This window comes from Clostridium sp. (assembly GCF_036646415.1).
GTDB lineage: Bacteria > Bacillota > Clostridia > Clostridiales > Clostridiaceae > Clostridium_J.
This window is the reverse complement of sequence record NZ_JAVXMF010000007.1, coordinates 1-13,757: the sequence shown is the minus strand read 5'-3', so window position 1 is coordinate 13,757 and position 13,757 is coordinate 1. Positions and strand designations below refer to the sequence as shown.

Below are 13,757 nucleotides of genomic sequence, written 5' to 3'. Positions count from 1 at the left end.
GTTAGATGATAAAATGGAAAGATGAGTATAATATCGGAGTTGACAAAATTGATGAACAGCATAAAAAGTTATTTGAAATAACAAATAGGGCTTATGCACTTTTAGAAAATGAATTTTGTATTGACAAATATGATAAGATTGTAGAAATATTAGAAGAGCTAAAAGACTATACAATATATCATTTTAAATCAGAGGAAGAATATATGTTGAGTATTAGTTATAGAAAGTTTTTATCTCAAAAAGTGGAGCATGATGAGTTTATTAAAAAGATAAACGATATTGATTTAAATATTATTGATGAGAATCAAGATAAATACATAATATCAGCATTAGAATTTATAGTAAACTGGATCACTGATCATATCTTAACAAAAGATAAATTAATAGCTTTAAATTAAAAATGAAGAATGACACAATCTTAATATGGTTGTGTCATTTTGGTTTTACTAAATAAGGATGTTGAATAATTATAGTTAAATTTACGTTAGAGCACAATTTTACTAGGAATTATAATAATTTTTAATGTGACAGTATAATTTAAGATAGAAAATATGTAATTAAAGCTTAAATAATGATAGAATAATATGAAGTAATAACATTTGTTGATATAACTATCTGAATGTGTGGATATATTATTTAAATATGTGGATAAACTCCCAATTTAATATAAGATGGGAGTGTTGAGGTAGATAGCTATTGGATAAGAATCATATTGTGAATTTGAGTTAAATGTATAATAAAATATTATATACAAAGTAAATTAAGATTTACATAGTTAATAAATTATTTTAAGTAGGTGAAGAGTGTGAAAGAAGCAAAGGAAATGAAAGAGAATTTTAAAATACTTGCTATAGAGTCAAGTTGTGATGAGACTGCAGCATCAATAGTTGTAAATGGTAGAGAAGTTTTATCTAATGTTATAGCTTCTCAAATTGATATACATAAAAAGTTCGGTGGAGTTGTGCCAGAGGTGGCTTCAAGAATGCATATAGAAGCTATTGCTGCAGTGGTTGAAGAAGCTCTTAGAGAAGCTAATATGACTTTTAAAGATATAGATGCAGTAGGAGTTACCTATGGCCCTGGACTTGTGGGAGCTTTACTTGTAGGACTTCAATATGCAAAGTCTCTAGCTTATGGGCTTAATATTCCTTTAATAGGAGTTAACCATATAGAAGGGCACATAAGTGCAAACTTTATTCAGTATAAGGAGTTAGAACCACCTTTTGTAACTCTTGTAGTATCTGGAGGTCATACTTTTATTGTACATATGAAGGATTATGGTACCTTTGAAGTTCTAGGAGAAACTAGAGATGATGCAGCAGGAGAAGCTTATGATAAGGTGGCTAGAGCTATAGGGCTTGGATATCCAGGTGGACCTAAAATTGATAAGATCGCTAAGGAAGGTAATGAAGATGCTATTAAATTCCCAAGAGCAAACTTCCATGATAAAACCTTAGATTTCTCCTTTAGTGGAGTAAAATCAGCGGTGCTTAACTATCTAAACTCTCTTCAAATGAAGGGTGAAAGTTACAATCAAGCGGATGTGGCAGCTTCCTTCCAAAAAGCTGTGGTAGATGTACTTATAGACAATGCTATGAAGGCCTGTAAGGAAAAGCAGGTAGATAAAATAGCTATATCTGGTGGAGTTGCCTCAAACTCTTATCTTAGAGCAAAGCTTACTGAAAGAGGAGAAAAGGAAGGAATAAGAGTACTATTTCCAGCACCTATTCTTTGTACAGATAATGCTGCTATGATAGGAAGTGCTGCCTATTATGAATATAAAGCGGGAAGAATTGCAGACTTAACTTTAAATGCAGTGCCAAATTTAAAACTGGGGCAAAGATAATATTCATGCCAATTTTAATAGGTTATTAAAATATAGGGTAAAATATAAATTGAAGTAAAAGTCCTCTAGGAAAATTTCCTTAGAGGACTTTTGTTAATATTGGATACAATATTCGACGAAGTAATGTTAAATTCACTATTTTATCACTTTAACCTAGTGATAAAAATACCTCAAACTATTGTATTAATTTTCTGAATATGATACGGTTTTATTATGGATATTTATTGAAGGGGTGATATAGGGATGGGTAAAATTAATAATTTAAATATGATTAAAGAACTATCTTTAATTAATGATAATAATAAAAAAGAGTTAGTTTTCTTTAAGATAATGGGGAAAAAAATATATGATTTATGTTGCTTAGAGAAGCAATTAAATGATGAATATTTTAAAGGAAAGAGTTTCGAGGAATTATTAGAAGAAAATCATAAAATCTATAGTGATATAATAGGGGAAAATTATAGAACTAGTTATGGAAATCCAGATTATGCAGTTGGGGAGCTAGGAAAAGAATTCGGACAAGTAGCTACATATCTATATAATAGATTAAATGAAGTTATAGCTTTAGTTTATGAGCATAAAACAAAGAAAATAGACAAGTTAATAGAATTACTTGTTGGAGTATATGTTCATGTGGTGAAAAATTATAAGGATAAAGCTGGAATAATTAATATAATAAGAAATTTTGAAGTTTCAATGATAGATGTTGAAGGTGAAGACAAAATAAAGGGTTGGTCTGTAAATACAGAGAGCCTTTATAAATCTATAGTTGAAGAAGCTAGTGTTGAAGATTTAAGATATTTATTTAAATATGGAAAATATATTACGGATAATGAAATTAAAACAGCTAAATTCTTATCAACTTATAATGAAGTAAATAAAATTGCATATACCATGGTTAAAGGATATATGGATAGCTTTATAAGAGAGAAGAAGGATTATACTATTAAATCTACAGTGAGAGTATTATATTTAGTTGGACAAGAAGCTATTATGAAGGAAGTAATGAAGGAGTTTGGAAAGTATAACTTAACTACCGTCCTTACTATTGTAGAATCTACTGAGGCAAACAAACAATTTATATATGATCACAGATTTGATAATGCATTAGTATTTGATAAGAAAATGGCTGAGATTAAAGAAGAAAAGTATGTAGCCATTTTTGATAAGTATAAGGAAGCTTTATCTAAATACTCTGGTGGAGCATATTTTGATAGCTTTGGAGAGGTTCCATTTGCACCGGAAAGCAAGAGTACAGCTTTAAAATTAAGTGAAGAGCAAAGCAAGATATATCAGAACGCTACAGTAAGACTTAGAAATATTCAAGATACTTATATGCCGTCTAAAGAGAATACTTTTACAATAATAGCCTTCCCTACACCAGAGATTGGAGAAAAATTTGAAGAGATATTTGCGGATACTATGAAAATTAATACTCTAGATTCTGATAGATGGGAAAGAATTCAAAATAGTATAATTCAGGCTCTAGATAAGGGTGAATTTATTCATGTTAAGGGGTATAATGGCAATAAAACTGATATAAAGGTTAGAATGCATGAACTTAAGGATCCTGAAAAAGAGACTAACTTTGAAAATTGTGTTGCTACAGTTAATATTCCAGTAGGAGAAGTATTTACTTCCCCAGTGCTAAAGGATACTAATGGACTTCTTCATTTAGAAGAAATATTCTTAGATGGACTTAAGTATGTTAACTTAGAACTTTTATTTAAGAATGGATTTATAGAAAAATATAACTGTTCTAACTTTGATGATAAAGAGAAAAATAAAAAGTATATAGAAGAAAATTTATTATTCCCGAACAAGACTTTACCTCTTGGAGAGTTCGCAATAGGTACAAATACTCTTGCTTATGTAATAGCACAAAAGCATGGAATAGTTGATATTCTTCCAATTCTTATTGGCGAAAAAATGGGACCACATTTTGCAGTGGGAGATACTTGTTTCTCTTATAGTGAAGATGAAAGAGTATACAATCCATTTGATGGTAAAGAAATCATTGCTAAGGATAATGAAAAATCTATTTTAAGAAAAACTGATATAGAAAATGCTTATACTCAATGTCATACAGATATAACAATTCCTTATGATAAGTTAGCATTTATAAATGCTATTACTGAATCAGGTGAAGTTATTGAAGTAATAAAGGATGGAAGATTTATCTTAGCAGGTACTGAGGAATTAAATGAACCTTTTAATGAGGAAGTATAGTAGAGTATCAAGTTACTTTTAAAATAAAACCATGAAGATAAATATAATAGATGGGGTGAAATTTATGATTAATAACATTGATATTAAAAATAAGATGGTAATAAAGCTAGATGACAAGTTACCCGAAGTGCCTAAATTTCAAGAAGGAATTAGAAGAGCTCCAGATAGAGGGTTTAGTTTAACACCAGCACAAACAGAACTTGCTCTGAAAAATGCACTAAGATATATTCCAGAGGAGCTTCATGAGGCTGTTGCACCTGAATTTATGGAAGAGCTTATAACTAGGGGAAGAATTTATGGATATAGATTTAGACCAGAGGGGAAATTAAGTGGAAAATCAATTGATGAGTACAAAGGAAAGTGTTTAGAAGGTAAGGCTTTCCAAGTTATGATAGATAATAACTTAGATTTTGATGTTGCATTATATCCTTATGAACTTGTTACCTATGGTGAAACAGGACAGGTATGTCAAAACTGGATGCAATATAAATTAATGAAAAAGTATCTAGAAAATATGACTGATGAGCAAACTCTTGTTATGGAGAGTGGACATCCTCTTGGATTATTTAGAAGTTCTAAAACTGCTCCAAGAGTAATAACTACTAATGGACTTATGATTGGTATGTTTGATAACCCTGATGATTTCCATTTAGCAACTCAACTTGGAGTAGCTAACTATGGCCAAATGACTGCAGGTGGTTGGATGTATATAGGACCACAAGGAATAGTTCACGGAACCTTTAATACACTAGTTAATGCAGGAAGATTAAAACTTGGTGTTGCTGAGGATGGAGATTTAAGAGGTAAAATATTTGTAACTTCAGGACTTGGTGGAATGAGTGGAGCTCAACCTAAGGCTGTTGAAATTGCTAAAGGGGTAGGAATAGTAGCAGAGGTTGATTATTCAAGAATACAAACAAGACTTGATCAAGGTTGGGTGTCTATGGCATCTAGCGATTTAGCTGAAGTTGTAAGAGTTGCACAGGAAAAAGCTAAGAATAATGAGACTATATCTATAGCATATCATGGTAACATTGTAGACTTACTTCAGTACATCTTAGAAAATGATATCAAAATAGATTTATTATCAGACCAAACTTCTTGTCATGCTGCCTATGATGGTGGGTATGCTCCAGTTGGAATTTCTTTTGAAGAGAGAACAAGACTTTTAAAAGAAGATAGAGCTAAGTTTAAAGAACTTGTAGACATGACATTAATTAAGCATTATGAAATTATAAAAAAACTAGTTGCCAAAGGAGTTTATTTCTTTGATTATGGTAACTCCTTCATGAAGGCTATATATGATGCAGGAGCTAAAGATATAGCTAAAAATGGAACAGATGAAAAAGATGGATTCATATATCCTTCATATGTTGAAGATATCATGGGACCAATGCTGTTTGACTATGGATATGGACCATTTAGATGGGTTTGTTTAAGTCATAATCATGAAGATTTAATAAAAACTGATAAAGCAGCTATGGATTGTATCGATCCAAATAGAAGAGGTCAAGATAGAGATAACTATATATGGATTAAAGATGCAGAGAAAAATCAATTAGTTGTTGGGACAGAAGCAAGAATTCTATATCAAGATGCACAGGGGCGTATGGATATAGCACTTAAATTTAATGAATTAGTAAGAAATGGTGAAGTTGGACCAATAATGCTAGGAAGAGATCACCATGATGTAAGTGGTACAGATTCTCCATTCAGAGAAACTTCTAATATAAAAGATGGAAGTAATATGATGGCTGAAATGGCAATTCAATGCTTTGCGGGAAATGCAGCTAGAGGAATGAGTCTTATTGCTCTTCATAATGGGGGAGGAGTTGGAACCGGTAAATCAATCAATGGAGGTTTCGGACTAGTTCTTGATGGTAGTGAAAGAGTTGATAATATAATAAGATCATCTATGGCATGGGATGTTATGGGGGGAGTTGCAAGAAGAGCTTGGGCAAGAAACCCACACTCTATTGAAACTAGTATGGAATATAATGATAAAAATCAAGGAACAGACCATATAACTCTTCCTTATATACCAAATGAACAATTAGTAAAATCTGTTGTGAATAATGCTTTAAACAAATAAATATATAATATGGTGGAATACAGAGTCAACAATATAACATAAGTGAAAGATTATGAAGTTATCAGTAATATAAATATTGTATTAGTGAAACAATTTAGCCGAGGGAATAGTTGGTTTTTATGAAACGCTGTTCACTCGGTTTTTCCATGAAAGGATAATTTTATAATAGATATACAGTTATGAAAAAATTAATACATGAATTTTCATATTAGCATTGAGTCTTGAAGTCTAGTGAATTTAAAGAAAAAGTAGTGCTAATTTACTTTATAAGGTGGTGAATTATGAATAAAGTAAATATAAATAAAATTTATAGAATTATTATTATAGTTAAGTTCTAAGTGATATTTTGATTCGTATATTTTTATGTATGCACTTTTAATAGATAAGTAAAATTTTGAAATCGTAAACATTGTTGAAGAAACAAAGCTTATTCAAAAAGTGAAAAGCATATGTAGTTATTACGTGATAGTTAAAGATTTTAATCCATAGATATTTAAATAAAAAGTAACATAAAAATAATCTATGTACACTTAGTTATTATATTGAATAGAGGATTTTCAAGTAGTATAATGTATAAGGCATATCGAAAGTAAAGAGCAGGAGGAATAGTGATGGGATTTAAAAAGAACAAAATAAAAGAAACTAGAAAAATGTCATATATAATATTAATCACACTAATTCTCTTTGTGTTTATTTTATCTGGATGTAGCTTTATAGGGAAAAACAAAGCTAATAATGAGGAAAGTATTAACAATGATTACACTAGTGCACTTATAGAAAAAAACAATAATATATATATTTTTGATGAAGATGAAATGTACTTGGAGGGTATTGGAGATTTAACGAGATTCAAGGAATTTGCAGCGCTTAGTAATGACTGGAGAAATGTTGCATTTAAGTATATGGATGAAAAAAATAAGATAATTATATATAGTATGGATACTGAGGAATATAGAACTTTAGAGGTCGAAGATATAGGGAATGACCAAATATCTAATATATCATGGATGGATAATAATATAATTGTAGAGTTATATGTAAATCCAACTACAACAAGATATTTAATTTATGGGCTAGAAAAATTTGAAATTCTAAATACCTGCCAAGGAATTTTAATTGATGTTTTAGATAATGGAAAAACCTTGGTTTATGGAGTAAATAAACAAGGTATAACTTCTATATTTATTAATGAAGCAAAAATATATACTTTAGAAACTAAAGGTGAGGTACTTCTAAGAGGTAAAGTTTCACCAGACAAGAAAGAGATTGGGTTTATAACATTTAATTATGATAGGGAAAAAGGGGAACAAAGTGAGTATTTGTATACTGGGAAAATTAATGATAAAGAATTACAGGGTATTTCACAAGTTATAAAGCCTTATGAAATAACTGGGAATATAGTTTATCAAGGGAAGAGATTACTATTGGCTGGTAATGATGGAGTGTATATAGTAGAGGATAATAAGTTTATAAAAGATGATAGTGAATTGAATGAAAAATTAATTAACAATTCATTAACACTTAAAGGTCTTTTAAAGAATACTTTTAAGGACGAAAATATAAGGGAAAACTTATCATGGCAAGAACTTGGAATCTACAATATAACTTGGTTTACAAGATAGTGGAGTGAAGGGAAATATACCCTATACTTAAGTCGTTGACAGTTCATAGTTCCTTCAATATAATAATCCGTGGAAACAAAATGTTCACATATAAAAATATTGTTCACATATAAAATATGGGGAGGAAACCTTAAATGGATAAAAAAATGCTTTCACCTGATGAGATTACGACATACGTAGAACAAGTTGGAGTAAAAAAAGCAAACAATAAAAGTATACAAACTTTAGTTTTAGGAATTTTAGCCGGGGTATTTATAGCTTTAGGTGCATATACATCATCCGTTGCATCACATGGAATTGGTGATCCAGGATTACAAAAATTTGTAGCTGGAATAGTATTTCCGGTAGGGCTAATATTAGTATTAATTTGTGGGGCGGAGTTATTTACAGGAAACTCACTACTTAGTATAGCTTGGGCTCAGAAAAAAATCACAACAGGACAAATGTTTAAAAATTGGGGATTAGTTTGGGTTGGAAACTTTATAGGATCAGCTTTCGTAGCAGTTTTAGTTTTTGAATCAGGACTTTTATCGACGGGAACAGTTGGTGGCTATGCTATTAAAGTAGCAGCTACCAAAGCAAATATAGGATTTGGACCAGCATTGGCAAGTGGAATACTTTGCAATATTATAGTTTGTTTAAGTGTATGGGGTACCTATGCATCTAAAGATGTTACTGGTAAAATTTTTATGGGATTCTTCCCAGTATTTGCATTTGTTATAGGCGGATTTGAACACTGTGTAGCTAATATGTATTATTTTACAATTGGATTACTTGCAAAAACAAATCCAGCATTTGTTGAAGCTTCACATATATCTGCCGAAAAATTGGACAACTTAAATATTGGTAGGATATTTAGTGAGTTACTACCGGTAACAATAGGAAATATTATTGGTGGAGCTCTTTGTATAGGATTAGTTTATTGGTTTATATATAGAAAATGTAATGAAAAAAAAGAAATAATTTCAATGAGAGATAAATTGTCAGTATAATTCATAAAACCATGTTAAAGTATTTAATTTAACATGGTTTTTTATTTTTAGACTTATAGAAAATGTAAAAAACAATATTAAATTGTAGAATATATTTAATATTGCGTCTATATGATATAATATAGAAGTATATATAAATTATAGATTAATTTGGAGGGTTTTATGAAAAAGGGAATAAAGGTTATAGGTATTGCAATTTCTACATTATGTGTTTTTGGTGCAGTATCCTTTTTAAATAATTATAATGTTGAGGCGGATGCTGTAAGGACAAGGTTAGGCGGTACAACTAGGTATGATACTGGTGTTGAAGTATCTAAGAATGGATGGAAAAAAGGTAGTGGAACTATTGTACTAGTTTGTGGTGGTGATTACCCGGATGCATTAAGTGCGGCACCTTTAGCAAAGAAGTATAATGCTCCTATATTATTAACTGAAAGTACCACATTGCCAACAAGTGTATTAACTGAAATAAATAGATTAAAGCCAACAAAAGCTTTTATAGTTGGAGGTACTGGAGTAGTATCTTCAGGTGTTGAAAATCAACTAAAAGGTAAAGGTATTTCTGTGGAGAGATTAGGTGGTATAAGTAGATATGAAACTGCAGTTAAAGTTGCAAATAAAGTAGGAACAGCTAATGGCGTTGTGGTTGCATCTAGTGCGGGTTTTTCAGATGCATTATCAATAGCACCTGTTGCTGCAAATCTTGGTATGCCAATACTTTTAAGTGAAAGAGACAACTATGATAGCTACAATAAAACCTTTGTTCAAAGCAATACCATATCGAAAACATACGTAATTGGTGGATATGGAGTAATTTCAAATGCTAATATGAATAATTATAAAAATCCAGTGAGGATTGGCGGAATTAATAGATATGAAACTAACGTGAATGTTTTAAATGCATTCAAAGATAACATTGATTTAAGTAAAATATATATAGCTACAGGAGTAAATTTCCCGGATGGGTTAGTTGGAGCTCCAATTGCAGCATTAACTTCATCACCTATAGTACTTATAGAAGAGTCAGGATCTTACAATACTGTAACCTTAGAAAAATTAAAAGGTATGAAATCAAATGAAGTATTGATGCTAGGTGGAACTGGCGTAATTAGTAATTCTATTGTTGACAAAATTATAGAATCCGTTAATTATGAAGAAATTTTTAATGTAATTAGCATAGAGTAGATAAATGCAGATATTTGGAGGAATGGGGTAGTGGGATATATAGAAGATACAATTGTAAAATTGCCACTAGGAGTGTCCGCCTTAATTGAAAAACAAATTAAAAATAAGCATATAACTCTTGTTGTTATAAAAGACGATTTTAAAGATTTCATTTATGAATTAAATGAAAACCAATTTGAATTTAAGGCAGCGATAGTAAAAAGTAACAATATAATTTCAGGTCATATAATATTAGGTATTGAGGATAATTTAGATAAAAAATACTATCCCTTCCATTTTAACTATTACAATAAAGACTCTTTGGCCTTAAGTGTTAATTTAGGGAGGCAAAAAAAGATATGTGTAATTCTTATTAATAAAAATAATCAATACAAGGAGATTATTTTTCAAAATAATCTCAAGTTATTCTTTAGAAAATATTTACGAAACTGTATAACTCATAACTATAAATGGAATGAAGAAGAATATAAAGGTTCAATAGTTAAGATGGTAGCTTCTTTTCCTACAATGAAATCCTTGTGGAATAGTATGGGAGAATCAGTTTCTATGTTTATTACAGGTAAAGAAAATGGGGAATAATTAAATAATATGTAGAATGTTTTTTGTTTTTTATAGGAGAACTTAAAAAAAATCAAAATATTTTAAAAAACATATTGCAATTATAAAAGGTTAGATTTATAATAATCCTATAATAAATAATTTATTGAATTAATATAAAGTTTAAAAAACGAAACATAAGTAGAGGCGCTTGTAAATTGGTAACTTCAAATGATAAGGGGATACCCTCCGATGTTGTAGTGAATTATTTATGGGCCGAAAGGATACATAGGTATTATGTATTGCTTGGGGATAAAACACAAAGTTTTATCACTGCCATGTTTAATGGTGAGCTATTTATGTAATGAAGTATATTCATTGCATTAATAGCAGGTATTATTTAGTAAGCTAGTGGTGTTGAATATATTTCAGCGCCACTTTTGTTTTAACAGTAAATTTATTACATAATAACAAGTTATGAGGAGGAATTTTAAAATGGAATCATTAATTAGATTAAGAATGAGTTCACACGACGCTCACTATGGTGGAAACCTTGTAGATGGAGCAAGAATGTTACAATTATTTGGGGATGTTGCTACAGAGTTACTTATCCTAAATGATGGAGATGAAGGTTTATTCAAAGCTTATGACAGCGTTGAATTCTTAGCACCAGTATATGCTGGAGACTACATAGAAGCAGTTGGTACAATCACTAACGTTGGAAATACTTCAAGAAAAATGACTTTTGAAGCTAGAAAAGTTATAGTTCCAAGACCTGACATCAACGATTCAGCTTGTGACTTACTAGAAGAGCCAATAGTAGTTTGTAGAGCTACTGGAACATGTGTAGTACCAAAGGATAAGAAGAGAAAATAATAATGCAAGTAATATTGCAGAATTATTGTTAATTTTTTAACTGAGTTAGGAGGGTTTAAAATGGAAAAGTTGATAATAGCAGCAGCTATCTGTGGAGCAGAGGTTACTAAAGAGCAAAATTCTGGTGTACCTTATACTGTAGCAGAAATTGGTGAAGAATCTGAAAAGGCTTACAAAGCTGGAGCGAGTATAATACATCTTCACGTTAGAGAAGACGATGGTAAACCGACTCAAGATAAAGCTAGATTCGAAGCATGTATTGCAGAAATCAGAAGAAGATGTCCAGACGTTATAATCCAACCATCAACTGGTGGAGCAGTAGGAATGAGCAACGCAGAAAGACTTCAACCAGTAGATCTAGCACCAGAAATGGCAACACTAGATTGTGGAACTTGTAACTTTGGTGGAGATGAGGTTTTCACAAACACAGAAAACACTATCAAAGAATTTGGAACTAAAATGATAGAGAAAAACGTTAAGCCAGAAATCGAAGTTTTCGATAAGGGAATGATAGATATGGCTATAAGACTTAATAAAAAAGGTTTTATAAAATCACCAATGCATTTTAACTTTGTAATGGGTGTAAACGGTGGAATAAGCGCTAACATGAGAGATTTTGTTTTCATGAAAGAAAGTATTCCAGCAGGAAGCACATACACTGTATCAGGAATTGGCAGAAATGAATTTCCATTAGCTGCAATGTCAATGATCGAAGGTGGACATGTAAGAGTTGGATTCGAAGATAACGTTTATCTTTCTAAAGGTGTTATGGCTGAAACAAATGCTCAACTAGTTGAAAAAGCTGTAAGAATAGCTAAAGAACTAGGAAGAGAAATAGCAACACCAGCAGAAGCAAGAGAAATACTAGGACTTAAAGGACTTTAAGAATAATTGTTCGAAGTCTTGGAAAATATAAATAAGAATATACAAGGAGCGTGTAAATTATGAAAAAAGGATGTAAATACGGAACTCACAGAGTAATATCACCACTAGGAGTATTACCACAACCAGCAGTAAAAATAGATAACAATATGGATATATATGATAATGAAATACTTATCGACGTTCAAGCTTTAAACGTTGACTCAGCAAGCTTTACACAAATTGAAGAAGAAGCTGGACATGACGTAGAAAAAATAAAAGCTAAAATACTTGAAATCGTTTCAGAAAAAGGTAAAATGCAAAACCCTGTAACTGGTTCAGGCGGAATGCTTATCGGAAGAATAGCTAAAATAGGATCAGCATTAGAAGGAAAAACTGATCTTAAAGTTGGAGATAAAATATCTACACTAGTTTCTCTTTCATTAACTCCACTTAAAATTGATGAAATAATCGACATCAAACCTGATATCGATAGAGTAGAAATTAAAGGTCAAGCTATATTATTCGAAAGCGGATTATATGCTAAATTACCAGAAGATATGGAAGAAACTTTAGCACTAGCAGCATTAGACGTTGCAGGAGCTCCAGCTCAAGTTGCTAAATTAGTTAGACCAGGACAATCAGTTCTTTTATTAGGAGCAGCTGGAAAATCAGGAATGTTATGTTGCTACGAAGCAGTTAAAAGAGTTGGACCAACAGGAAACGTTATTGGTTTAGTTAGAAACGAAGAAGAAGCAGCTAGATTAAGACAATTAAACTTAAGAATGAAAATAGTTATCGGAGATGCTACTAAAGCTATCGACGTAATGAACACAACTTTAGAGAACAACAATGGTGAGGAAGTTGATGTATCTATCAACATAGTTAACGTTCAAAACACTGAAATGTCAACTATATTACCAGTTAAAGATGATGGTATAGTTTACTTCTTCTCAATGGCTACAAGCTTTACAAAAGCAGCTTTAGGAGCTGAGGGTGTTGGTAAAGACGTTACTATGATAGTAGGAAACGGATACACTAAAGGCCATGCTGAAATAACTTTAGAAGAGTTAAGAGAAAATGAAACATTAAAGAACATATTCCAAGAGTTATACGTTTAATATCTAGCAATATATATCAAAAATTACAAAATTATATAAATGTGAAATTTAAGGGGGACCTGAAAATGATTAATCGTAGAAAAGAATTATTTCCAAATGTAACAGATGAGCAATGGAACGACTGGACTTGGCAGACTAAAAACAGAATAGAAACTTTAGAAGATTTAAAGAAGTATATGCCATTAACTGCTGAAGAAGAAGAAGGAGCACAAAAGTGCCTAGAGACTTTAAGAATGGCTATAACTCCATACTACCTAAGCTTAATCGATCCTAACAACGACAATGATCCAGTAAGATTACAAGCTATACCAACTGGACTTGAAGCTCACAGAGCTGCTGCTGATTTAGAGGATCCACTACACGAAGATACAGATTCTCCAGTACCAGGATTAACTC

The 13,757-nt window shown here is 31.1% G+C and carries 11 protein-coding genes, 1 pseudogene and 1 riboswitch; all 12 genes and pseudogenes read left to right on the top strand.

Annotation, left to right across the window (positions count from 1 at the left end):
* Positions 1 to 5 precede the first annotated feature (5 nt).
* Positions 6 to 398, top strand: a complete 393-nt coding sequence (locus RSD37_RS06760) for a hemerythrin family protein (RefSeq protein ID WP_346945952.1) — start codon at positions 6 to 8, stop codon at positions 396 to 398.
* Between the two features lie 425 nt (positions 399 to 823).
* Positions 824 to 1,846, top strand: a complete 1,023-nt coding sequence (tsaD, locus tag RSD37_RS06755; RefSeq protein WP_346946066.1) for a tRNA (adenosine(37)-N6)-threonylcarbamoyltransferase complex transferase subunit TsaD — start codon at positions 824 to 826, stop codon at positions 1,844 to 1,846.
* Between the two features lie 243 nt (positions 1,847 to 2,089).
* Positions 2,090 to 4,075 carry an aminopeptidase gene (locus RSD37_RS06750; RefSeq protein WP_346945951.1) on the top strand — a complete coding sequence of 662 codons (1,986 nt, stop codon included), beginning with the start codon at positions 2,090 to 2,092 and terminating at the stop codon, positions 4,073 to 4,075.
* A 64-nt stretch (positions 4,076 to 4,139) separates the two neighbouring features.
* Complete coding sequence (locus RSD37_RS06745) at positions 4,140 to 6,167, top strand: urocanate hydratase (protein WP_346945950.1); 2,028 nt, start codon at positions 4,140 to 4,142, stop codon at positions 6,165 to 6,167.
* Positions 6,168 to 6,778: 611 nt separating this feature from the next.
* A complete protein-coding gene (locus tag RSD37_RS06740; protein WP_346945949.1) occupies positions 6,779 to 7,789 on the top strand; it encodes a hypothetical protein in 1,011 nt (336 codons plus the stop codon).
* Positions 7,790 to 7,923: 134 nt separating this feature from the next.
* Positions 7,924 to 8,781 (top strand): formate/nitrite transporter family protein, encoded by an 858-nt coding sequence (locus tag RSD37_RS06735; RefSeq protein WP_346945948.1) that lies wholly within the window; start codon positions 7,924 to 7,926, stop codon positions 8,779 to 8,781.
* Between the two features lie 162 nt (positions 8,782 to 8,943).
* Entirely contained in the window at positions 8,944 to 9,966 is a 1,023-nt protein-coding gene (locus tag RSD37_RS06730; protein WP_346945947.1) for a cell wall-binding repeat-containing protein, read from the top strand.
* Positions 9,967 to 9,996: 30 nt separating this feature from the next.
* Complete coding sequence (locus RSD37_RS06725) at positions 9,997 to 10,545, top strand: hypothetical protein (protein WP_346945946.1); 549 nt, start codon at positions 9,997 to 9,999, stop codon at positions 10,543 to 10,545.
* A 152-nt stretch (positions 10,546 to 10,697) separates the two neighbouring features.
* Positions 10,698 to 10,867, top strand: a riboswitch (Lysine riboswitch).
* Between the two features lie 131 nt (positions 10,868 to 10,998).
* The gene (locus RSD37_RS06720) at positions 10,999 to 11,379 is read left to right on the top strand and encodes a hotdog domain-containing protein (protein ID WP_346945945.1); all 381 of its coding nucleotides are present in this window, start codon (positions 10,999 to 11,001) and stop codon (positions 11,377 to 11,379) included.
* Between the two features lie 60 nt (positions 11,380 to 11,439).
* Positions 11,440 to 12,264, top strand: coding sequence for a 3-keto-5-aminohexanoate cleavage protein (locus tag RSD37_RS06715; RefSeq protein WP_346945944.1), 825 nt, complete (start codon positions 11,440 to 11,442; stop codon positions 12,262 to 12,264).
* A 59-nt stretch (positions 12,265 to 12,323) separates the two neighbouring features.
* Positions 12,324 to 13,361: an L-erythro-3,5-diaminohexanoate dehydrogenase gene (locus tag RSD37_RS06710; RefSeq protein WP_346945943.1), complete on the top strand. Its 1,038-nt coding sequence runs from the start codon at positions 12,324 to 12,326 to the stop codon at positions 13,359 to 13,361.
* Positions 13,362 to 13,426: 65 nt separating this feature from the next.
* Positions 13,427 to 13,757, top strand: a pseudogene (locus tag RSD37_RS06705) (lysine 2,3-aminomutase); the annotation flags it as partial.

Bases quoted from the DNA above. Each gene is read 5' to 3' on its own strand.
- RSD37_RS06760 (WP_346945952.1), top strand. From the start codon at position 6: ATGATAAAATGGAAAGATGAGTATAATATCGGAGTTGACAAAATTGAT.
- tsaD (WP_346946066.1), top strand. From the start codon at position 824: ATGAAAGAGAATTTTAAAATACTTGCTATAGAGTCAAGTTGTGATGAG.
- RSD37_RS06750 (WP_346945951.1), top strand. From the start codon at position 2,090: ATGGGTAAAATTAATAATTTAAATATGATTAAAGAACTATCTTTAATT.
- RSD37_RS06745 (WP_346945950.1), top strand. From the start codon at position 4,140: ATGATTAATAACATTGATATTAAAAATAAGATGGTAATAAAGCTAGAT.
- RSD37_RS06740 (WP_346945949.1), top strand. From the start codon at position 6,779: ATGGGATTTAAAAAGAACAAAATAAAAGAAACTAGAAAAATGTCATAT.
- RSD37_RS06735 (WP_346945948.1), top strand. From the start codon at position 7,924: ATGGATAAAAAAATGCTTTCACCTGATGAGATTACGACATACGTAGAA.
- RSD37_RS06730 (WP_346945947.1), top strand. From the start codon at position 8,944: ATGAAAAAGGGAATAAAGGTTATAGGTATTGCAATTTCTACATTATGT.
- RSD37_RS06720 (WP_346945945.1), top strand. From the start codon at position 10,999: ATGGAATCATTAATTAGATTAAGAATGAGTTCACACGACGCTCACTAT.
- RSD37_RS06715 (WP_346945944.1), top strand. From the start codon at position 11,440: ATGGAAAAGTTGATAATAGCAGCAGCTATCTGTGGAGCAGAGGTTACT.
- RSD37_RS06710 (WP_346945943.1), top strand. From the start codon at position 12,324: ATGAAAAAAGGATGTAAATACGGAACTCACAGAGTAATATCACCACTA.